Raw genomic sequence first — 20,774 nt, 5'->3', positions numbered from 1 at the left:
GCGGGACGTTTTCGAGAGCGGTGGCTTGTTTACGCGATGCGTTTCGCCAGTACCGATGCTAGTTTCTCGTTCATACGGGTGAACGTTTCCACTGTGGTGTCCCAGTCGATGCAGGCATCGGTGATCGATACGCCGTACTGCAGCTTGCTTAAGTCTGCAGGCACTTTTTGATTGCCCCAGCCAATGTTGGATTCCACCATCAGGCCGATAATCGAGGTATTGCCTTCGAGAATCTGGTTGGTCACGTTTTCCAGTACCAGTGGCTGCAGCGCGGCATCTTTGTTCGAGTTTGCGTGTGAGCAGTCGATCATGATGTTGGCCGAGAGATTAGATTTTTTAAGCTCTTTCTCTGCCAGGGCAACACTCACGCTATCATAGTTGGGCTTACCATTGCCGCCGCGCAGGACCACGTGGCCATAGGCGTTGCCGCGGGTGCGGATAATCGCCACTTGGCCTGCCTGGTTGATGCCCAGGAAGTTGTGCGGGTTAGCGACAGATTGCAGTGCGTTAATCGCCACATCCAGACTACCATCGGTGCCGTTTTTAAAGCCAACCGGGCAGGAGAGGCCGGAGGCCATTTCACGGTGAGTCTGTGACTCGGTGGTGCGGGCACCAATGGCTGACCAGCTAATGCAGTCCTGCAGGTACTGCGGAGAGATGGGGTCAAGCGCTTCAGTAGCTAGCGGCAGACCCATTTCGGCTAAATCGACCAGCAGTTTGCGGGCAATGTGCAGGCCTTCGTCAATTTCGAAAGAGTCGTTCAGGTGCGGGTCGTTAATTAACCCTTTCCAGCCCACGGTCGTCCGCGGCTTTTCGAAATAGACACGCATCACGATATAGAGGCTGTCGCTCACTTGATCAGCCAGAGTGCGCAGGCGGCGGGCATAATCAAGCGCTGCTTCAACGTCGTGAATAGAGCAGGGGCCAACGACCACCAGCAAACGCGGATCTTTGCCATCTAGAATGTTTTGGATGGTCTGACGGCCTTCGATAACCGAACGCTCGGCGCTTTCCGTTAAGGGGATAGCGTTTTTCAGTGCTTCTGGGGTGGTAAGAACATCCTGTGCAAGGACGTTAAGGTTACTAACCTGTTGATCTGACATCTTGCTACCTGTGCGTTCGCGATGGGCTAAAAGTGGCCACTACTATGGCGCGTCACGGTGGCAAAAATCAATTGTTACGGAACTTTGCATTAAGGAAAAATGTCAGCCTCAGGGTTTTAACTAGAGGGGGCAAGCGCTTGATGCGCTGCTAAGAACGCGTAACACTAGACGATATTGGTGTTTAGCAATTCAACGCGTGCAACATAACCAAGGGGGCAGGTGGAGCTTTGCCTGTTAATTTCCTCCATGATGATTAACTTATGCCCAAGGGACGCTATGCTGCTTGCTGTGAAGGCCCGGCTTACAGGACGAAAAAGACACAAAGCTCGACGTAAAACGTTCGAGCAGAAGGAGCGTGTGAATGGGCACTCGTGAAACAGACCAACAGCTGGTTGAACGTGCTCAGAAAGGCGATACACGCGCTTTTGATCTGCTGGTGAAAAAATATCAGCATAAAATCATTGGCTTGATTGGACGCTACGTCCACGACCATGCAGAAGTGCAGGACGTGGCGCAGGAGGCTTTTATCAAGGCTTATCGTGCGCTGGGTAAATTTCGCGCAGAGAGCGCGTTTTACACCTGGATGTATCGCATTGCGATTAACACGGCGAAAAACCACTTGGTATCTCGTGGACGTCGGCCGCCAGGTAGCGATTTAGATATTGTCGACGCTGAAATTCTTGATCAGAGTGGTCGCTTGGCGGACTCAGAGTCGCCAGAAGCATCTATTGCTCGGGATCAACTTGAGGCGGCGGTATATGAAGCGATTGAGAAACTGCCAGATGATTTACGCACCGCTATTACGCTGCGTGAGCTGGACGGCTTAGCCTACGAAGATATTGCCCAAGTGATGCAGTGTCCGGTGGGTACCGTTCGCTCACGAATTTTTCGCGCTCGAGAAGCGGTTGATGAGCATATTCGTCCGCTAGTCACTACGGCGCGTAACAGCCGCGATGACTAAGGCGCTGACTAATCAAAGTAGCGCTTTGGTCACAGTCATTTACGTTTTTGCTTTTTTTGTGAACTGTCTGGCAAGTGAGGCGTCATACAGGTTATCTAGCTTTAACGAGTTGAGCCGCCGACAGCTACCGTAATGCTATCTGTCTGTCAGTGATTAGCATTATGCAAACGGTAATTTGTAATAGGGTCTTGGCCTGCGAGGTTTTGCGGTTAAAGCACGCGCTAGCCGTGTTGCCGCTGAGCTTCTTCTAACACAGTGTGAGGGTGTGAAGTATGAGTCAAAGCACACGGGAATCACTTTCAGCATTAATGGACAGTGAGAGTGACGAGCTTGAATTGCGCCGGGTGTTGAAATCTCTGCCCGATGATGCCGACGCGGCAGAAACGTGGCGTCGCTATCACTTAGCGCGCAGTATGATGCGCGTGAGCGTGGGGTGGACGTTAGCGTAGACCTTTCTGCTGGCATTATGGCTCGCCTGCGTGAAGAACCAGCGCCTGTTATGGGTGGCGATAGCGCAGCCTCACCTGTACGGGCAGGTGGAATATCGTTTGCTCGTGGTGCCGGTGTCGCTGCTGCGGTGTCGTTGATGGTCATTACGGGCGTTCAATTCTTTAATGGTAACGCTTCTACCGGTGGTGCTCAGCCCGCGAGTAATACAGTGGCTTCGCAGAATAGCGCTGGAGCTCAGGTGCAGCCGGTAAATTTGGCAGCATCACAACCTGCCGCTATGACGGCTTCTGACATGCCTATGTTTGAACCTACACCATTTCGCATTAATGGTCAGTCGGGCAACAGCGGCTTAATGAATATTAGCGAAGCTGGGTTTTCTGCCCCCGTTGCTCCGCAAGGCATGATGGCACAGCAAGCGACGACGATTGATGTTGATCAATTGCGCATGCTTCAGTCCTACCTAGAGCAACATGTGCAGGGTGCTGCAACGGGCGGTGGTGACAGCTGGATGCCGCTGATGCGCTCAGCAGTGACAGAACCACTGGGTCAGCGTTAAGCAAGGCGGGTCGCCGGACAACGTGATCGCTGAGTAAGGGGCTGATAGATTGGTATGGTGACTGCCAGATGTGCTTTATGGGGAGGCCGGCTTGCATTAACGTTAAGCCAGTTGATTGCCAGCCTGCATTCCTCGTTTGTTACTGCTGATACCCCTACGGTGCTCTCCTGTGCCGAGGTTGCTGAACAGCAAACACCAGCAACCACGCAAGCATGGCTTGAGTTAGCACTGGTTGCGGGCCACTGTTATGACTTTCAGGCCCGGGCAGTCGCTATCGATGCCTTGGGTGTACGTACGCTTGCACTTTCCCACCGCATTCGTGATGGTGTTCGCCAGCAGGTCGTACAACATCTTGATGGGCCATCGGTAAGTATCGAGCGACGCTCTATTGCTGGCTATATGGCGCGCTTTACGCCAGAAGTGAACAGTGGCTTAAAAGCCTCTGAAGCTTGGGCGCAACATGTGGCTTCCTATTACGATATTTCCCTTCAAGAAGATGCCCGAGTAGCAGGGCGCGATGCAGTGCAACTGCGTTTTTCACCCCGGGATCAGCAGCGCTACTATCATGCATGGTGGGTTGATAAAGAGACCGGGCTGTTACTTAAGCATGTTATGAGTGACCGGCAAGAACGTGTGCTGGAAACCTTTCAAATTACCCAGCTTCACTCTCCTAAACTTTATGATGGCGGCGTCGCCGATGACGTGAGCGCCGAACAAGTCGATCATTCTTGGCACGCAGAGTGGTTGCCAGAGGGGTTTGTTGCTCAGCCGCAAGATCCAGGGCAGCCTGTCAGCAACCAGCGGGTATATAGCGATGGGTTGGCCGCAGTCAGCCTTTTCGTTAACCCTATTGAGCAGAGCGTGTTGAAAGAAGGCATTCACCCGCTAGGTGTTTCAACAGCAGCAGTGGCGCTGGTGTCTGAGGGTGATCAACGCTGGCAATGGATAGCCATTGGGGAGCTTCCTTCGGATATGCTGCAGCGTATTGTGCAATCTGTTCGTATTGAGCCATAGCCATGTCTACCCCTTATGCCGCCTGCGCATCGCTTTTAAGACCGGGTATCGTCGTTGGCTATACGGGTGATGGATTGACCGTTAATGTGTCGCTTAACGCTGCCTGCCAGCAGTGTGCTGAAGGGCGTGGTTGTGGTATGGGGCTGTTAGCGCGGCGCCAACAGCAGCACATCACTGTGTATCCTAAGGCGCGCGTCGCTAGCGGTGCGTCTGCTTACCCTCTTGGTAGCCAAGTTACCATTGCACTACCTAAACACGATATCAGCTATTTAGCGCTTCTGGTTTACGCGTTGCCACTCTTGGCGGCGTTGTTAGTCTCTGGAGGCGCCTCGCTGCTAGGCATTAATGAATGGTTAAGCGCAGCGCTTTTCTTTAGTGCATTGATATGCGGTGTTATTGTCCTTAAATATCTAATGCGTGGGCGGATGGAACGCTTCCGGCCGCGCTTGGTCAGTTAGTTGTTCCGTAGCTCGCTAAGAGTTGCACTCCCTTCGTTTCGTATCTGCTTTACTAGGAGCTGTTGCATGAAGCGCTTGGTTCTTCCCTCGACACTATGGCTATGCTTAGTCGCGATGTTTTTTATAGGCCAGAACGCCTATGCGCAAACGCTGCCCGATTTCACTGAATTGGTGGAAGATGCTGCACCGGGCGTTGTGAATATCTCCACCAGTCGAACGGTTCAGCGTAGCCCGGCCATTCAAGGGTTTGGCGGCCAGGAAATCCCTGAAATCTTCCGTCACTTCTTTGGCGATAGTTTTCCGACACCCCCAGGCAGTAGCGGGGGAGGCAGTGAGGAGCGCCAATCGTTAGGCTCTGGCTTTATTATCAGCGCTGATGGCTATGTCATGACAAACGCCCATGTGGTGCAGGATGCCGACGAAATCCTGGTGCGCTTGAACGACCGGCGCGAATTGTCGGCTGAGCTGATCGGTAGCGATACTCAAACTGATGTGGCACTCCTGAAAATTGATGCTAACAATCTGCCAGTGCTTAATCTTGGCGACTCTGACGAACTGAAAGTAGGCGAGTGGGTCGCTGCCATTGGTTCACCGTTTGGGTTTGATCACTCGGTGACGGCAGGCATCGTTAGCGCGATTAACCGCACGCTACCCCGTGATGCCTACGTACCGTTTATTCAAACCGATGTAGCGATTAACCCTGGCAACTCCGGTGGACCGCTGTTTAATTTACAGGGGGAGGTCGTGGGTATTAACTCGCAGATCTTTACCCGCAGCGGTGGCTTTATGGGGCTTTCGTTCGCTATTCCGATTAACGTTGCTATGGATGTCGCCGATCAGCTTCGTGAAGATGGCCACGTTAATCGTGGTTGGCTGGGTGTCATGCTCCAGCCGGTATCTCAAGATCTGGCTGAGTCTTTTGGCATGAGCAAAGCCATTGGCGCACTGATCGCCGACCTTGATCCAGAAGGCCCTGCGGCCCAGGGTGGCCTGCAAGCGGGAGATGTCATTATCGAAGTGAATGGCGAAGAGGTTGACCGTTCAAGTACGCTGCCTCGCTTAATTGGTCGTGTAGCACCTGGCAATGATGTCGAACTAACGCTAATGCGTGATGGCGAGCAAGTCTCAGAAACGGTAGAGCTGGGCAGCTGGCCCGATATGAACGAAGCAACATCGGCAGCCAATAGCGATAGCCAAGTACGCCTAGGTGTCGCAGTTGCTGAAGTGGATCAAGCAATGCGGGAGCGGCTGAACATCAATGGCGGCGTTGTAGTCAGTCAGGTAGAGCCTAATAGTGTGGCTGCCCAGGCGGGCCTGCGCGCTGGCGATATTCTGGTGAGTATTGATCACCGCAGCGTGGCGTCGGCAGACGAGCTAATGCGCATTGTAGAAAAGCTGCCCAATGACCGTGCTATTCCTGTGCGGCTATACCGTGATGGTCGTTCGTTGTTTGTGGCATTAAGACTCGAATAACCCCTCCTTGTCTTTACTCCAGTCCGGCGGTTCTCGCCGGACTGCTGTTCCTATCCCCCGCATATCGCTACAATAGCGCTTATCTTTTGACGAACTTTGGCAATGCAGTGGTGCGGTCCTCGATTTTTTGCCCTTCGGCCTAGCGCCGCACCCCCACGCTTGCGTACCAATAAGGCAGAACACACTCGATGTCTCATGACGTTTCCAGCGGAAAGCTCAAGCATATTCGCAATTTCTCCATTATCGCCCACATCGACCACGGTAAATCGACGCTCTCTGATCGTCTGATTCAAACCTGTGGCGGTTTGACGGAACGTGAGCTGAAGGAGCAAGTGCTCGACTCCATGGATATCGAGCGGGAGTGGGGCATTACTATTAAGGCGCAGTCGGTAACGCTGGACTATACCGCTGCCGATGGACAGGTCTACCAGCTCAACTTTATCGATACCCCAGGGCACGTTGACTTCTCCTATGAAGTCTCGCGCTCGCTGTACGCCTGTGAAGGGGCGCTGCTGGTGGTTGATGCCGCCCAAGGGGTCGAAGCGCAATCGGTGGCCAACTGCTATACCGCTATTGAGCAAGGGCTGGAAGTCCTGCCGGTACTCAACAAAATCGATCTGCCCCAGGCCGACCCCGACCGGGTCGCCCAGGAAGTAGAGGAGATTATCGGCTTAGATGCGACCGATGCCTGCCAGGTATCAGCGAAAAGCGGTATCGGCATTGACGCGCTGCTAGAGCGCCTAGTGCGCGATATTCCGCCGCCCAAGGGTGACCCCGATGCACCTCTCCAAGCGCTGATTGTCGACTCCTGGTTCGATAACTACCTGGGCGTTGTCTCGCTGGTGCGCCTGTTTGACGGCACGCTGCGTAAGGGCGACAAAATTCGCATCAAGTCGACTGGCCGCGACTGGAACGCCACGGAAGTGGGTATTTTTACCCCGCTGCGCAAAGAGACCAATATCCTCCGTGCCGGTGAAGTCGGCTTTATCGTGGCCGGTATCAAAGAGATTCATGGGGCACCCGTGGGCGATACCATCACCCACACCAAGACCCCAGATGTGCCGCGTCTGCCAGGTTTCCAGAAAGTGAAGCCGCAAGTTTACGCCGGTATGTTCCCTGTGAGCGCGGACGATTATGAAGATTTCCGCGATGCCCTGGAAAAGCTCGCCCTTAACGATGCTTCTCTTGAGTACGAGCCGGAAAACTCCGATGCACTGGGCTTTGGTTTCCGCGTAGGCTTCCTCGGCACGCTGCATATGGAGATCATCCAAGAGCGCTTGGAGCGTGAGTACGATCTGGATCTGCTGACCACCGCGCCAACGGTTGTCTATGAACTCGCCATGAAGAACGGCGACATCCAGTACGTCTCCAACCCCTCCAAGCTGCCTGATATGGCCGATGTAGAGCAGATGCGCGAGCCCATCGTGCGTGCCAGCATTCTGGTACCTCAGGAGTTTGTAGGTAACGTCATCGCCGAGTGCGAGCAGCGTCGTGGCACCCAGTTGGACATGCAGTTTTTAGGTAACCAGATTCAGCTGACCTATGAGCTGCCCATGTCGGAAGTGGTCATGGACTTCTTTGACCGTTTAAAATCCATCTCTCGCGGTTATGCCTCGCTAGAGTACAACTTCGAGCGCTTTGAAGCGGCGAAACTGGTGCGTCTCGATGTATTGATTAACGGTGATAAAGTCGACGCCCTGGCGGTCATTATCCACCGCGACCATGCTCACTCCCGCGGCCGTTTGCTGGTGGAGAAGATGAAAGAGCTGATTCCGCGTCAGATGTTTGACGTAGCGATTCAGGCAGCGATTGGTGGTCAGGTGGTTGCTCGTTCTACGGTGAAGGCTCTACGTAAAAACGTCACGGCTAAGTGTTACGGCGGCGACGTCAGCCGTAAGAAAAAGCTGCTAGAGAAACAGAAAGCCGGTAAGAAACGGATGAAACAGGTGGGGCGTGTTGAAATTCCCCAAGATGCCTTCCTTGCTGTGCTCAAGGTAAACGACTAGGGATACGAACCCCACATGGATTTTTCACTATTACTGGTCCTCGCCGTTGCACTCTCTGGAGCCATTTATCTGCTGGATGTGCTGGTGCTTCGGCCAAAGCGCCGTGAGCGTGTGGCCAAAGCTGAAACGGCCACCATGGAAGGCCTGGATGCGCCAACTCGGGAAAAGCTCCTAAAAGAACCGTGGCCAGTCGATTACGCGCGTTCGTTTTTTCCGGTGCTACTCGTCGTGTTGGTGGTGCGTAGCTTTATCGTAGAGCCGTTTCAGATTCCCTCTGGTTCCATGAAGCCTACCCTGGAAATCGGTGACTTTATTCTAGTGAATAAATTTGCCTATGGGCTTCGGCTGCCTGTTGTCCATAACCGCTTTTTGGAGGTAGACGACCCTGAGCGGGGCGATGTGATGGTGTTCCGCTTCCCCGAAGAACCATCGGTGAACTTTATTAAGCGCGTGGTGGGCCTGCCCGGCGACCGTATTCGCTATGAGGGCAAGCAGCTCTATATCAACGGCGAGCCGGTTACCAAAGTACTGATTGAAGAGGGCCCGGAGCTCTCTCCCCAGCAGCTACTGCTGGAAGAGCAGTTAGGCGAAGTCAGCCACTTTATTTATAACAACCCCCGTGACCCAGGCCCGCAAATGAGCGAAGTCGTCGTGCCTGAAGGCCACTACTTCACTATGGGGGATAACCGCGACCATTCCAATGACAGCCGCTACTGGGGCTTTGTGCCCGAAGATAACATTGTGGGCCGCGCGTTTGCTGTTTGGATGCACTGGGATGGCGGCCTGCCCAGCTTCACCAGCGTACGGCGTATTGAATGAAGCAGCATAATTTACAAACCGTTAGTGTGGTTATCTTAGTTAACGTCAATGACGTAGGAGCACTGTGAGTAATTCCTTAACCGCTTTTTGCCGACGAATCGGCCATACCTTTGGCGACCCAACGCTTTTGGAACTGGCCATGACCCATCGCAGCTACGGTGGTCGTAACAATGAGCGCCTGGAATTTCTAGGTGACTCTATCGTCAATTTCGTGATTGCCGAAGCGTTGTTTCAGCGCTTTCCCCAGGCGCGGGAAGGACAGCTTTCCCGCCTGCGTGCCCGCTTGGTAAAAGGCCAAACCCTCGCCGAACTGGCGCGGGAAATGGCGTTCGGTGAGTGTTTACGTTTAGGCTCCGGTGAGATGAAGAGTGGCGGCCACCGCCGCGGGTCAATTCTCGCAGACGCCGTGGAAGCCGTGATAGGCGCGATTTACCTGGATGCCGGTATGGATGCGGTACGCGAGCGCGTGCTGGCGTGGTATGCCGAGCGTCTAGAAAATATTTCGCTGCAAGATACCCAAAAAGACCCCAAAACACGCTTACAAGAGTTTTTGCAGTCGCGCCAAGCGGCGCTGCCGCGCTATGAAGTGGTCTCTGTAAAGGGAGAGGCGCATGCCCAGACCTTTACCGTGGAGTGCTACATCGAGCTACTAAGCGAGCATACCACTGGTAAAGGCCCCAGCCGCCGCCACGCTGAACAGCAGGCTGCGGAAGAAGCACTGTCCTATCTCGAACACCCCCCTGGAGACAAATCATGAGCCAAACCTGCGGATTCGTGGCCATCGTTGGCCGTCCACAACGTAGGCAAATCAACCCTCATGAACCGGATTCTGGGGCAGAAAATTTCGATTACCTCGCGGCGGCCACAAACCACCCGCCACCAAGTGATGGGCATTAAAACCGTTGAAGAGACGCAGTTTATCTACGTCGACACGCCGGGCATGCACATCATGTCCAAAGATCGCAACAAGGCCATCAACCGCTTCATGAACCAGGCGGCGACCCAGGCGCTTCGCGATGTGGACTGCGTGGTGTTCATCATCGACCGCACTCGCTGGACCGACGAAGACCAGTCCGTATTAAAGCGTTTAGAGCATGTGAAAGCGCCGGTAATTCTAGCGGTCAATAAGGTCGATCGTCTCCAGGATAAAGCCGACCTGCTGCCTTGGCTGGCCGAGGTAGGCGCACGCCGTGAGTTTGCTGCCGTTGTGCCCATCTCCGCCAAGCACGGCACTCAGGTAGAGACCCTGGAGGAGGAAGTCGCCAAGCACTTGCCGGAGAGCATCCACTTCTTCCCAGAAGATCAAATCACCGACAAGAGCCTGCGCTTTATGGCGGCCGAACTGGTGCGTGAGAAAGTCATGCGCCAGCTAGGTGACGAACTGCCTTACCAGATGACGGTCGAGATCGAAGAGTTCCGCGAGACCGACGCGTCACGCACATCAGTGCGCTGATTTTGGTGGAGCGCCAAGGTCAGAAAGTGATTTTGATCGGCGAGAACGGCGACCGAATCAAGAGTATTGGGCCGTGAAGCGCGCCTGGATATGGAGCGTGCGCTGGGTACTAAGGTCATGCTGAATATGTGGGTGAAGGTGAAGCGCGGCTGGTCGGATGACGAGGGGGCACTGAAGAGCCGGGGTTACGATCTCGTTGGAGCACCGCCATGACCGCCGAGCCTGCGTTTCTGCTGCACCGTCGGGCATATCGTGAAACCAGCGCGCTGGTCGACTTATTAACGCTCAACCATGGCCGCATTCGGGCGGTTGCCCACGGCGGCCAGCGGCCCGGTTCTAAATCTCGCCAGCGGCTGCAGCCGTTCACCCCGCTATTTGTGTCATGGCGGGGAGAGCGAGAGTTTAAAACGTTAACGTTTATGGAATCGCGAGGTCACACCGCGCTGCTAGCAGGCGAAGGCCTGCTGTGTGGTCTCTACGCCAATGAAATTGCTACTCGCTTACTCCCGCTTGAACTGGTCGCCACCGATGTCTTTGCTTTTTATAGTGCTTTGCTAGATGCGCTGCCGGTACCTGCGGAGCGGGGCTTGGCGCTTAGACGCTATGAGTGGGCGCTATTGGAGGTGCTTGAGGCCACGCCGCGTTTTTGTACCCCTGAAGGCGGAGCGCTGGACCCGCACCAACGCTATCGCTTTGATGCTGACAGCCGTGCTTTTGTGGCGGCGGAACAGGGTATTGAAGGTCGCACCTTACGCTACATAGAGCAAGGCGACTGGCAGCCTACGGGCTTAGCGAGCGCTCTGAAAGCGGTCATGCGGGCAGCGCTGGCCCCCCATCTTGGCCCAACGGCATTACGTTCTCGCGAGCTGATGCTGGATTTAGCCCGCCGCCGTCATCGTTAGTGAACAACCGTTACTATTGATCGCGATAACGACCTATCGCTGCTTATTGATTGGAGACCCGCTATGCATCCCCCACGGATATTACTCGGCGTTAACATCGACCATATTGCCACGCTGCGTCAGGCCCGTGGCACTCGTTACCCCGACCCGGTTCAGGCAGCGCTGTTGGCGGAAGAAGCTGGAGCCGATGGGATTACCGTCCACCTACGCGAAGACCGCCGCCATATTCAGCCTCGTGACGTGCGCCTGCTGGCGGAGGTGCTCAATACGCGCATGAATCTTGAAATGGCGGTCACCGAAGAGATGCTGGCGCTGGCAGAAGAAGTGCGCCCGGCCCATGTGTGCTTGGTGCCCGAGAAGCGCGAAGAGCTGACCACCGAGGGCGGGTTGGATATCGTCGGCGGTTTTGATCATATCGCCAGTGCTTGCCAGCGTCTCGCTGCGATTGGCTGCGATGTATCGCTGTTTATCGACCCGGATGAAGCACAAATTGATGCGGCCAAGCGCGCAGGCGCGCCTACCATCGAGTTACACACCGGAGCCTATGCAGAGACAAAACCGGGGAGTGCCGAGGCCAACGCCGAGTATGACCGCCTCAGCGCGGCGGCGGTACACGCCGTATCTCTGGGCTTGGTGGTCAATGCGGGTCACGGGTTGCACTACCACAATGTGGAAGCCATTGCGGCGCTACCCGGTGTTAATGAGCTGAACATTGGCCACGCGATCATTGCTCGTGCGCTGTTTGTCGGCTTGAAAGAAGCCGTGCAAGAGATGAAACGACTAATCATTGCCGGGCAAGAAGCGGGTTAATGGCTGCGCTTGATGCCCACGAGCACGAACATGACCACGATCACGGCGACAGTCACCACTGCTGCGGCCATTAACATGATTGTGGGAATTGGCTCGGACATTGCCCGAGTTGAGCGTTTTCGCCAGGCCGTGACGCGTCACGGCCCGCGCTTTGCTCAGCGTATCTTAGGGCCCGACGAACAGGCGGTGTGGCAGGAGAAGGGACAAGCAGTCGCCTATCTTGCCAAGGCTTTGCGGCGAAAGAGGCTTTTGTGAAAGCCCTGGGCCTTGGGCTTCGCCAGGGGATGCAGTGGGGCGATATTCAGGTAATCAATGATGCCCTGGGGAAGCCCAGCCTTAAACTGAGCGGTGAAGCGCAGCGGCGGTTCACCGCCAGCGGGGCGACCGCCGCGCATATTACGCTGAGTGATGAAGCCGACTACGCCGTCGCCTTTGTTATTTTAGAGAGCTGATAATATGCCTCATACTGGGCAGTTATCGGCTCACCAGTGAGTCGCGCTCTTGGCTAAGGCGCGTCATGGCGGCGTATAGCTCGTCAAGCAGTGCCTCTACATGGCGTAGGCCACTGGTACGCAGGCGCGTTTCTAGGGTTTCCACCAGCAGGGCTAGTTCTGGTGCGCCGCAGTAGCGGCTGGCTCCGTTTAGTCCATGCACCCAGTCCAGTAGTGCCGTTAGATCGCCTGCCTGAAAGGCGTCGCGTATCTGCTGCTCGCTCTCCGGCAGGCTGTCAATGAGCCGTACCAGTTGCTGCTTGGCTAAGGTCTCCCTGCCTCCTGCCAAGCGTGCACCTAGCATCAAATCGACCGCTGGCAGCGAGCTAGGGGGAGCGGTGGGAACCTGTGACTGACGAGTGGAAGCTGCTTCAGTAGGGGCTGCTTTTCGTGGTGCAATTCCTAAAAAGCGCTGCAACAGCTGTTGTAGCTGGGCATCGTCGATGGGTTTGATCAGCACATCATCCAGCCCTTCGGCCAGCCACTGCTGTCGTTCAGTGCTCAGTACATGGGCCGTCACGGCAATAATAGGGCAGCGCGCCCAGCTATTATTGATACGCCGCAGCGCTTGTGTGGCCTGTATGCCGTCCATCCCCGGCATGCGGATATCCATCAATACCATATCGGCAATTTGGTGGCGCGCAAACTCCAGTGCTTCTTGGCCGCTTTCTGCTAGCACAATGTGTAGCGTATCGCTCTCCAGCATCGCTTTTAACAGTTCACGGTTTGACGAGTTATCGTCGCCAATCAAAATTGTTAGGCGAGGGGTAAGCGGCGGTTTGCTGACTGCTTCACTGGCAAGGGGGAGTGGTTGCAGTTGTAGCAACTGACGCAGGGTGGTCACAAGCTGCGTCCGAGTAAACGGTTTGCATAGCATTTCGCCGCCGTAGGGAAATTCCCACGTGGGTAGGTCGAAGCTAGTAGTATTCGCCAGAATAATGACCGGGCAGGGAGTTTGCGCAATCACTGACTGCCAGTACGCTTTGCGATCACCTTCAAAGTCACTCTGCGCCAGACATAGCATCAGCAGCGATTCATTGCCGGCATTAATAAACGAGACTGGGCGCGCGCCCCAGCGTACTAGTAAATGCTCTAGCACATGGCGAGTGGGTGGGTGCGTTTCGTGAAGGCAAATAGTGGGGTTATCTAGCGTCAGCTCCGGCGGGCGCTCAGCCGCCTGGTGTGCCAGAAGAGGCAGGGTAAATGAGAAAGTCGACCCCTTACCCAGCTCGCTTTATACCGTAATCTCCCCACCCATCCGCTGAATAAGCTGGCGGCAAATGGTCAGCCCTAAACCGCTGCCGCCGAACTGGCGAGAGTGACTCGGTTCGGCTTGTGAGAACGCGCTAAAGAGCTGCTGCTGGTGCTCATCGCTTAAACCAATGCCGGTATCGCTCACGCTAATATGCAGTACGACATGCTGGCCCTCTTGGCTATCCAGCATAACGCGGATGATGATCTCGCCTTCGTTGGTAAATTTTAGTGCGTTGCCTAGCAGATTGTTCAACACTTGATGAATGCGTAACGGGTCGCCGCATAAGGGAGTCGGCACATCGTCATATACCATGGCGACCAAGTGCAGCTGCTTGCGCTGTGCTTCAGGGGCGTGCAAGCCAATAATTTCGTCAACCAGGGCAACAATAGCGACATCGACCTCTTCCAGAGTCAGCCGGTCGGCTTCCAGTTTGGAGAAGTCCAAGACATCATTCACCAGCATCAGTAGGTTATCGCAGGCGCGGCGAACGTGCTCCAGCCACTCTTCTTGCCGGGTGTCGAGGGATGAACGGCCCAGCAAGCGGCAAAAACCAATAATGCCGTTGAGCGGTGTGCGGATCTCGTGGCTCATATTGGCCAGAAATTCGGATTTAACAGCATTGGCGCGCAGCGCGCTGCGGTGAGCAAGGTCTAGCTTGATATTCTGCTCTTCGATGGTTTCCATCGACTCCTGCAGCTCACTGGTGGCCTGCTCAATCTGGCTCTGCATATCCCGCTGGGCCTGCTGGAAATGTTCGGCTAAACGGTTGATATGATCGGCCAGCTGCTTTAGCTCGGTGGGCTTGGCCGATGATATTAGCAAGCTGTAGTCGCCACGCGACAGGCGATAAAGTGCCTGGTTAGCCTCTTCGATTGGACGGGTAGCATAGCGGCTAATGGCAAATGCGATTAAAAATAGCAGTAACCCCAGCAACATCCGCCAAGGCTCAGGCTTGCAATAAGCTTATAGCGCTCAAGCGTTAGGGTGCGGGTATCCATCTCAGCCTCTAACCACCCGTTCGTCATGCGCAGGGTGTCGCTGCTGCCCAGCGGCACCCGCAGCCGCCAGGCGTCCTCTTCCATGGTGATGGCCGTTGCCATTGGCGCATCCAGTCTAGGCGGTGGCATAGAGCTGCCTAGCACCAGCAGACGGTTGCCCTGTTCATCAAACAGCGTCACGGCTCGCAGCCCGCGATGCTCCAACAGCTGCCTAGCGAGCTTTTCAAGGCGCTGTAAATCCCCGTCGGCCATGGCATCGCCTAAGCTGGGAGCCATCAACTCACCAGCGCTGATTAAGCGCTCTTTAAGCTCGTCGCGTCCTCCCAGGTCGCTCTGGATAACAAGCAATATTGCCATAACGGCGTAGACCAACAGTGGGAAACCAAGCAGAGCAAACAGCAGGCGCGTGTTTAATGACATGAAAGAAGCTCGTTGAATCTAGTAGGTTGCCTGTCCAGTCACAGGCAGCACCGATATAATGCAGCATAACGGTTACGATAAGGAATGTTCGATGAATTATCCCACGCTTGAAGATGTGGTCGGCAATACGCCCTTGGTTCGCTTGAAGCGAATTACCGCTGGGAAGAACAATACGCTGCTTGCCAAACTCGAAGGCAATAACCCCGCGGGCTCGGTGAAAGATCGTCCCGCGCTCTCTATGCTGAGTGAAGCGGAAGCTCGTGGGGAAATTTCCCCAGGGGATATGTTAATTGAGGCGACTTCCGGCAATACCGGCATTGCGCTTGCTATGGCGGCGGCTCTAAAAGGGTACAACATGACCCTGATTATGCCGGAAAATGCTTCCGCCGAGCGCAAGCAGGCCAGGGCGGCCTACGGCGCTAAGCTGATTACGGCCAGTAAAGAAGGCGGTATGGAAGAGGCTCGTGACATCGCAGATGCCATGATTGCCCGGGGTGAAGGTAAGCCGCTCAATCAGTTTGCTAATCCAGATAACCCGCTGGCGCACTACCGCACTACCGGGCCAGAAATATGGCAGCAAACCGGCGGTGAAGTGACCCACTTTGTGAGCTCAATGGGCACCACGGGCACCATCATGGGCGTGTCGCGCTATCTTAAAGAGCAGAACAGCGCGATTCAGATTGTGGGCTTGCAGCCCGCTGATGGGGCCAGTATCCCCGGCATTCGTCGCTGGCCTAAAGAGTATCTGCCAGCGATTTTTGAAGCGCCGCGCGTGGATACCACCCTGGATATCGGCCAGCAAGAAGCGGAAGCGCATATGCGCCGCCTGGCCCGGAAGAGGGCATTCTGGCAGGCGTTTCATCTGGCGGAAGCCTAGCGGGTGCGCTGCTCATGCATGAACAAACCGAAAATGCGGTCATCGTGTTTATTGTCGGTGACCGTGGTGATCGCTATCTCTCCACGGGCTTATTTGCCCCGGAGGTATAGATGGCTATGTTGGGTAAGCGGCGGCCGCCTAGGCCCGCCTCCGGCCACTCTGGGCTGGCACGTCAGCCAAGCAGTAATACAGCGCCTGCCAAGCAGCCAGCAGCCACCGCTGACGCTGATGCGCCGTTAATGATTGAGCGGCTAGCTCATGACGGGCGTGGCGTGAGCCATAACTCGGCGGGCAAAACCGTCTTTGTCGACCAAGCGTTGCCTGGTGAGCAGGTCGAAGTGGCGGTGCACGTCACCCGTAAGCGCTTTGATGAAGCGCACGTAAAAACCCTGGTCACTGCCTCGCCGCAGCGAGTAGAGCCACCCTGTGCTCATTTTGGCCACTGCGGTGGCTGTGATTTGCAGCACTTGGCAGTAGACGCTCAGCGTGCCCACAAGCGTGAGGTCGTCAGCGAATTGATGGCGCGCCAAGGCATAACGCTGAATGAGGTGGCGGCAATCAATGGTCAGCAAGAAAGCTCCGGCCGTCGGGCGCGTCTAGGGGTGAAGGTCGAGAGTCAGGGGACCGTTCGGTTAGGGTTTCGGGCTGCAAATAGTCACCGACTAGGGGATATTGACCACTGCCATGTATTGGTACCTGCCCTTCAAGCACTGATAGTCCCACTAAAGCAACTGCTTACTGAACTGGATGCACCCCGCGCGGTAGGGCATATTGAACTGCTGGCGACGCCCCAGGCTACGGTGGTGCTGGTCAGGCAGTTAAAAGAGCAGCCGCAGGATTGGCAGCGCTGGCAAGGGTTTGCTGACCAGCACCGAGTGAGATTAGGCGCATGGTTAGGGCGTGAGTCACCGTCCTTGCACTGGCATGGTGCAGAGCCTGCGCTGGAAGAGCGCTTTTCGCTGAGTGCGCTTGGTGTGTCGCCCCACCAAGAAAGCGCTGAGTCTGAGTTGGTGCTGCAGTTTGCCCCCGGTGATTTTTTACAGGTAAATGCCGAGGTCACTCAAAAGATGGTGTCTCAGGTGGTAGCATGGTTAACGCCAGCACCTGGGATGCAGCTACTCGACCTGTTTGCCGGGATGGGGAACTTCAGCCTTCCTCTGGCCGCTGCAGGCGCCAGCGTGCACGCGGTAGAAGGTAACACCGCCATGGTAGAGCGCCTTGGCACTAACGCAGCGCTGAACCAGCTCAATGTGAGCGTTCAACAGGCAGATCTAAACGATGCAATAGCGGTAAAAACACTGCTTCGCGAGCGTTCGGTGGATGCGTTGGTATTAGATCCCCCACGCAGCGGGGCGGAAGCTATCTGCCAAGCGGTTGGCCGCCACCGGATACCCAAGGTGGCCTATGTTTCCTGCGACCCGGCCACGCTGGCCAGGGATGCGGCACACCTTGTGCATGCGGGGTATCGCGTCAAGCAATCACAGTGGCAGATATGTTTCTGCACACTGCCCACATGGAAACGCTGATGCTGTTTGAATATGCGGGCTAGTCTGCCCTTTGCAGCAAGCATTGGTGGCGGCGGTGTGGAGGCCGTCACCCAGAAAGGATGAGTGAACGTCATGGTGAAAGTGCGTGAAGACCAACCGCTGACAGAAAGCGGAAAGGTGGACATACAACAATGGTTAACGCGCCTTCAAGAAGATGTGCGCCTACGTGAACCCGAGCGTTTGCAGGAAGCCTGCGAGCTTGCCGAGCAGTTAGATCGGGAAGCGCCTCGAACCCATCGCGTGTGGCTGTCGCCCGGCTCCAGCTTCCGCATGGGGCTTGAGATGGCGGACATCCTCGCCGACCTGAAGCTCGACCAGCCAGCGCTAGAGGCGGCCGTGCTTTACCGCGCCGTGCGGGAAGGGCTGCTGAGCCTGGAGGCGGTGACCAAACGCTTTGGGGATGAAGTCGCCAAGCTCATCGATGGCGTTCTGCAAATGGCCGCCATTAGCTACCCGTTGGCACCCAACCATGGCATGAGCCAGCACAACCAGCAGGAAAATCTGCGCAAAATGCTGGTGAATATGGTGGGCGACGTGGCGTCGCCCTGATCAAAATTGCCGAGCGCACCTGCGCGCTGCGCCAAGTCAAAGACGCTCCCCGTGAGAAATGCTTACAGGTCGCCAGGGAAGTGGCGGATATTTACGCGCCTCTGGCCCACCGCCTGGGTATTGGCCAGATCAAATGGGAACTGGAAGATCTCTCGTTTCGCTATCTCCACGAGGACGAGTACAAGGCGATTGCCAAGCTGCTGGCAGAGAAGCGCCTGGACCGCGACCGCTATATTCACGATGTGGTCGAAACCCTCAAAGGCCTGATGGAAGCCCAGCATATTCACCGCTACGACGTGAGCGGCAGGGCCAAGCATATCTACTCCATCTGGCGCAAAATGAAGCGCAAGCGGATCGATTTCTCCCAGGTACACGACGTGCGCGCCGTGCGTATCCTGGTGCCGGAAGTCACCGACTGCTACACCGTGTTAGGCATCGTCCATTCCCGCTGGCACCACGTGCCCAACGAGTTTGACGACTACATCGCCAACCCCAAGAAAAACGGCTATCAGTCGCTGCACACCGCCGTCATGGGGCCGGAAAACAAGGTGCTGGAGATACAGATCCGTACCTTCGCCATGCATGATGAAGCGGAGCTTGGGGTGTGCGCCCATTGGCGCTATAAAGGCCACGACACCAACGCCAAAAGCCGTAGCTACGAAGAGAAAATTGCCTGGCTGCGACAAGTATTGGAGTGGCAGGACGAAGTGGGCGGCTTTGGCGACCTGCGTGAAGGCCTCTCCAGCGATGTCGCCCCTGACCGCATCTACGTCTTTACCCCGGATGGGCACGTTATCGACCTGCCGCGTATTGCCACGCCGATCGATTTTGCTTACCGGGTGCACACCGAAATTGGCCACCTTTGCAGGGGAGCCAAGGTTAACGGCCGTATCGTACCGCTGACCTACAAGCTCAAAACCGGCCAGCAGATCGAGATTCTTACTGCCACCAAAGGCGGCCCCAGCCGTGACTGGCTCAACCCCAGCTTAGGCTACGTGCGCACCTCCCGGGCGCGGGCAAAAATTCAGGCGTGGTTTAAGCATCAGGCCCGCGACCAGAACCTGGACGAAGGGCGCACGCTGTTTGAGCGTGAAATGCGCCGCCTGGATGTGGAAGGGCTGGACCTTGCTAAGCTCGCCAAAGCCGTCAACTACCAAAACGCCGACGATATGTACGCGGCGCTGGGGGCGGGCGACCTGCGAATTGGTCAAGTGCTGCACCAGGCCCAGCAACTGTTTGGTGAAACCGATGACCAGGAGCAGCTTGATCGTCTGTTGGCCAAATCCCGCCGCCAGCCCAGCAAAGCCACCCAAAGCGATATCACCGTGCTGGGTGTGGGCAACCTGAAAACCAGCATGGCCAACTGCTGCCGCCCGGTACCCGGCGAGCCGATTGTCGGCTTTATTACCCAAGGGCGCGGCGTGACCGTTCATCGCCAGGACTGCACCAATATCCTCCAATTGCGCTTGGAAGAGCCTCAGCGCATTATCGAAGTGGAGTGGGGCGAGCGGGCACATACCCGTTACCCGGTGACTATCGAGATTCAAGCCTGGGACCGCTCTGGGCTACTTCGTGATGTGACGGGCCTACTAGGCAACGAGAAGGTCAATGTGTTGGCGGTCAACACCCTCACCGATACCGATGAAGGCATTGCCCGGCTGCGGATTACTCTGGAAGTCGACGGCCTGGAATCCCTCGGCAGGCTGTTCTCGCGTATCCAGCAGCTACCTAACGTGACCGAAGTACGCCGCCTGCGTAATGCCGACCCTGAAAAAAGTGCCCGTAAAGGAGGGGCCTAATGCGCCATACCCTGGACGATTTGCTCACTCTGATGACCGTATTGCGCGACCGGGAGCAGGGCTGCCCGTGGGATATCAAGCAGGATTGGGACAGCATCGTGCCTCACACCCTGGAAGAGGCCTACGAAGTGGCCGACGCCATTGAGCGTCGCGCATTTGACGAGTTGCCCGGTGAGCTAGGCGACCTGCTGTTTCAAGTGGTCTATTACGCCCAGTTTGGCGCAGAAGAGCAGCGCTTCGACTTTCACGATATCGTCGATACGCTGACCGCCAAAATGCTGCGCCGTCACCCCCATGTGTTCCCAGACGGCACGCTGGCTTCCCGCCGCCCGCCCGGTGTGAGTGCCGACGAGGTCAAAACCCAGCAGGTGAACAGCCGCTGGGAAGCCCTCAAAGCCGACGAGCGCGCCGAACGAGCCACCCAAGCACCGTCGGTGTTGGATGACGTGCCCCGCACGCTGCCTGCGTTAAGCCGCGCCGCCAAACTCTCCAAACGCGCCGCCCGGGTTGGCTTTGATTGGCCTGATGCCGAAGGCGTGCTGGCCAAAATTCGCGAGGAGCTGGAGGAGGTCGAAGAGGCGCTGACGGCAGGTGATCGAAAGCACGCCCAGGATGAGGTGGGCGACCTGCTGTTTGCCGTCACCAATTTAGCCCGCACGCTGGGCGCCGACCCCGAACAGTGCTTACGTAGTACCAATGCAAAATTCGAACGCCGCTTTCGCTATGTGGAACGCGCGCTTGCCGAGGCAGAGCGCCCGCTAAGCGAGGCCTCGCTGGACGAAATGGAAGGCCACGGGCAAGCCGCTAAAGCCCAAGAACAACGCTAATTTCAA

The 20,774-nt window shown here is 56.1% G+C and carries 15 protein-coding genes and 6 pseudogenes; 17 read left to right on the top strand and 4 right to left on the bottom strand.

Features of this window, described 5'->3' with window-relative positions; genetic code table 11:
- Positions 1–29 precede the first annotated feature (29 nt).
- The gene (locus B4967_RS16255) at positions 30–1,103 is read right to left on the bottom strand and encodes a 3-deoxy-7-phosphoheptulonate synthase (protein ID WP_083026348.1); all 1,074 of its coding nucleotides are present in this window, start codon (positions 1,101–1,103) and stop codon (positions 30–32) included.
- 361 nt (positions 1,104–1,464) lie between these two features.
- Here B4967_RS16255 and rpoE point away from each other — a divergent pair, with 361 nt between their 5' ends.
- The 13 genes and pseudogenes from rpoE to acpS all read left to right on the top strand — a co-directional run bounded on the left by rpoE (position 1,465) and on the right by acpS (position 12,457).
- The gene (rpoE, locus tag B4967_RS16250; protein WP_044628382.1) at positions 1,465–2,064 is read left to right on the top strand and encodes an RNA polymerase sigma factor RpoE; all 600 of its coding nucleotides are present in this window, start codon (positions 1,465–1,467) and stop codon (positions 2,062–2,064) included.
- Positions 2,065–2,336: 272 nt separating this feature from the next.
- The gene (locus B4967_RS19870; protein ID WP_243470661.1) at positions 2,337–2,513 is read left to right on the top strand and encodes a sigma-E factor negative regulatory protein; all 177 of its coding nucleotides are present in this window, start codon (positions 2,337–2,339) and stop codon (positions 2,511–2,513) included.
- Positions 2,498–3,070 (top strand): anti-sigma factor, encoded by a 573-nt coding sequence (locus B4967_RS16245; RefSeq protein ID WP_243470660.1) that lies wholly within the window; start codon positions 2,498–2,500, stop codon positions 3,068–3,070. The genes B4967_RS19870 and B4967_RS16245 overlap by 16 nt, the downstream gene beginning before the upstream one ends.
- Positions 3,071–3,124: 54 nt before the next feature.
- On the top strand, positions 3,125–4,084 hold the full coding sequence (locus B4967_RS16240; RefSeq protein ID WP_083026346.1) for a MucB/RseB C-terminal domain-containing protein: 960 nt from the start codon (positions 3,125–3,127) through the stop codon (positions 4,082–4,084).
- Between the two features lie 2 nt (positions 4,085–4,086).
- Complete coding sequence (locus B4967_RS16235; RefSeq protein WP_083026344.1) at positions 4,087–4,542, top strand: SoxR reducing system RseC family protein; 456 nt, start codon at positions 4,087–4,089, stop codon at positions 4,540–4,542.
- Positions 4,543–4,608: 66 nt separating this feature from the next.
- A complete protein-coding gene (locus B4967_RS16230) occupies positions 4,609–6,015 on the top strand; it encodes a DegQ family serine endoprotease (protein ID WP_083026342.1) in 1,407 nt (468 codons plus the stop codon).
- Between the two features lie 188 nt (positions 6,016–6,203).
- A complete protein-coding gene (gene lepA, locus B4967_RS16225) occupies positions 6,204–8,021 on the top strand; it encodes a translation elongation factor 4 (RefSeq protein ID WP_083026341.1) in 1,818 nt (605 codons plus the stop codon).
- A 15-nt stretch (positions 8,022–8,036) separates the two neighbouring features.
- Entirely contained in the window at positions 8,037–8,840 is an 804-nt protein-coding gene (lepB, locus tag B4967_RS16220; protein WP_058578049.1) for a signal peptidase I, read from the top strand.
- 64 nt (positions 8,841–8,904) lie between these two features.
- Positions 8,905–9,597: a ribonuclease III gene (rnc, locus tag B4967_RS16215; protein ID WP_083026339.1), complete on the top strand. Its 693-nt coding sequence runs from the start codon at positions 8,905–8,907 to the stop codon at positions 9,595–9,597.
- Positions 9,594–10,506 (top strand): annotated as a pseudogene (gene era, locus B4967_RS16210) (GTPase Era). Before rnc ends, era begins: the two are co-directional and overlap by 4 nt.
- The gene (gene recO, locus B4967_RS16205; RefSeq protein WP_083026337.1) at positions 10,503–11,195 is read left to right on the top strand and encodes a DNA repair protein RecO; all 693 of its coding nucleotides are present in this window, start codon (positions 10,503–10,505) and stop codon (positions 11,193–11,195) included. The pseudogene era and the gene recO overlap by 4 nt, the downstream one beginning before the upstream one ends.
- A 63-nt stretch (positions 11,196–11,258) precedes the next feature.
- A pseudogene (gene pdxJ / locus B4967_RS16200) lies at positions 11,259–12,079 on the top strand (pyridoxine 5'-phosphate synthase).
- A 1-nt stretch (position 12,080) separates the two neighbouring features.
- A pseudogene (gene acpS, locus B4967_RS16195) lies at positions 12,081–12,457 on the top strand (holo-ACP synthase).
- Between the two features lie 22 nt (positions 12,458–12,479).
- Here acpS and B4967_RS19865 read toward each other — a convergent pair.
- From B4967_RS19865 to B4967_RS19855, 3 genes are all read right to left on the bottom strand, one after another.
- A complete protein-coding gene (locus B4967_RS19865; protein WP_243470659.1) occupies positions 12,480–13,595 on the bottom strand; it encodes a response regulator in 1,116 nt (371 codons plus the stop codon).
- A 135-nt stretch (positions 13,596–13,730) separates the two neighbouring features.
- Complete coding sequence (locus tag B4967_RS19860) at positions 13,731–14,687, bottom strand: ATP-binding protein (RefSeq protein WP_243470658.1); 957 nt, start codon at positions 14,685–14,687, stop codon at positions 13,731–13,733.
- Entirely contained in the window at positions 14,660–15,169 is a 510-nt protein-coding gene (locus tag B4967_RS19855; protein ID WP_243470657.1) for a hypothetical protein, read from the bottom strand. The genes B4967_RS19860 and B4967_RS19855 overlap by 28 nt, the downstream gene beginning before the upstream one ends.
- 91 nt (positions 15,170–15,260) lie before the next feature.
- On the opposite strand from B4967_RS19855, the pseudogene cysM reads away from it, so the two are divergent.
- The 4 genes and pseudogenes from cysM to mazG all read left to right on the top strand — a co-directional run bounded on the left by cysM (position 15,261) and on the right by mazG (position 20,768).
- A pseudogene (cysM, locus tag B4967_RS16185) lies at positions 15,261–16,156 on the top strand (cysteine synthase CysM).
- Positions 16,157–17,595: pseudogene (gene rlmD / locus B4967_RS16180) on the top strand (23S rRNA (uracil(1939)-C(5))-methyltransferase RlmD).
- A gap of 70 nt (positions 17,596–17,665) precedes the next feature.
- Positions 17,666–19,941 (top strand): annotated as a pseudogene (gene relA / locus B4967_RS16175) (GTP diphosphokinase).
- Positions 19,941–20,768, top strand: coding sequence for a nucleoside triphosphate pyrophosphohydrolase (gene mazG, locus B4967_RS16170; RefSeq protein WP_083026335.1), 828 nt, complete (start codon positions 19,941–19,943; stop codon positions 20,766–20,768). Before relA ends, mazG begins: the two are co-directional and overlap by 1 nt.
- Positions 20,769–20,774 lie beyond the last annotated feature (6 nt).

Origin of the sequence: Vreelandella lionensis (assembly GCF_002087295.1) — a bacterium.
Lineage (GTDB): Bacteria > Pseudomonadota > Gammaproteobacteria > Pseudomonadales > Halomonadaceae > Vreelandella > Vreelandella lionensis.
The sequence above is the reverse complement of the archived record's forward strand: the minus strand, read 5'-3'. Positions and strand labels throughout refer to the sequence as shown.

Bases quoted from the DNA above. Each gene is read 5' to 3' on its own strand.
- lepA (WP_083026341.1), top strand. From the start codon at position 6,204: ATGTCTCATGACGTTTCCAGCGGAAAGCTCAAGCATATTCGCAATTTC.
- B4967_RS16255 (WP_083026348.1), bottom strand. From the start codon at position 1,103: ATGTCAGATCAACAGGTTAGTAACCTTAACGTCCTTGCACAGGATGTT.
- B4967_RS16235 (WP_083026344.1), top strand. From the start codon at position 4,087: ATGTCTACCCCTTATGCCGCCTGCGCATCGCTTTTAAGACCGGGTATC.
- lepB (WP_058578049.1), top strand. From the start codon at position 8,037: ATGGATTTTTCACTATTACTGGTCCTCGCCGTTGCACTCTCTGGAGCC.
- B4967_RS16230 (WP_083026342.1), top strand. From the start codon at position 4,609: ATGAAGCGCTTGGTTCTTCCCTCGACACTATGGCTATGCTTAGTCGCG.
- B4967_RS16240 (WP_083026346.1), top strand. From the start codon at position 3,125: ATGGTGACTGCCAGATGTGCTTTATGGGGAGGCCGGCTTGCATTAACG.
- B4967_RS19855 (WP_243470657.1), bottom strand. From the start codon at position 15,169: ATGTCATTAAACACGCGCCTGCTGTTTGCTCTGCTTGGTTTCCCACTG.
- mazG (WP_083026335.1), top strand. From the start codon at position 19,941: ATGCGCCATACCCTGGACGATTTGCTCACTCTGATGACCGTATTGCGC.
- recO (WP_083026337.1), top strand. From the start codon at position 10,503: ATGACCGCCGAGCCTGCGTTTCTGCTGCACCGTCGGGCATATCGTGAA.
- B4967_RS19860 (WP_243470658.1), bottom strand. From the start codon at position 14,687: ATGTTGCTGGGGTTACTGCTATTTTTAATCGCATTTGCCATTAGCCGC.
- B4967_RS19870 (WP_243470661.1), top strand. From the start codon at position 2,337: ATGAGTCAAAGCACACGGGAATCACTTTCAGCATTAATGGACAGTGAG.
- rpoE (WP_044628382.1), top strand. From the start codon at position 1,465: ATGGGCACTCGTGAAACAGACCAACAGCTGGTTGAACGTGCTCAGAAA.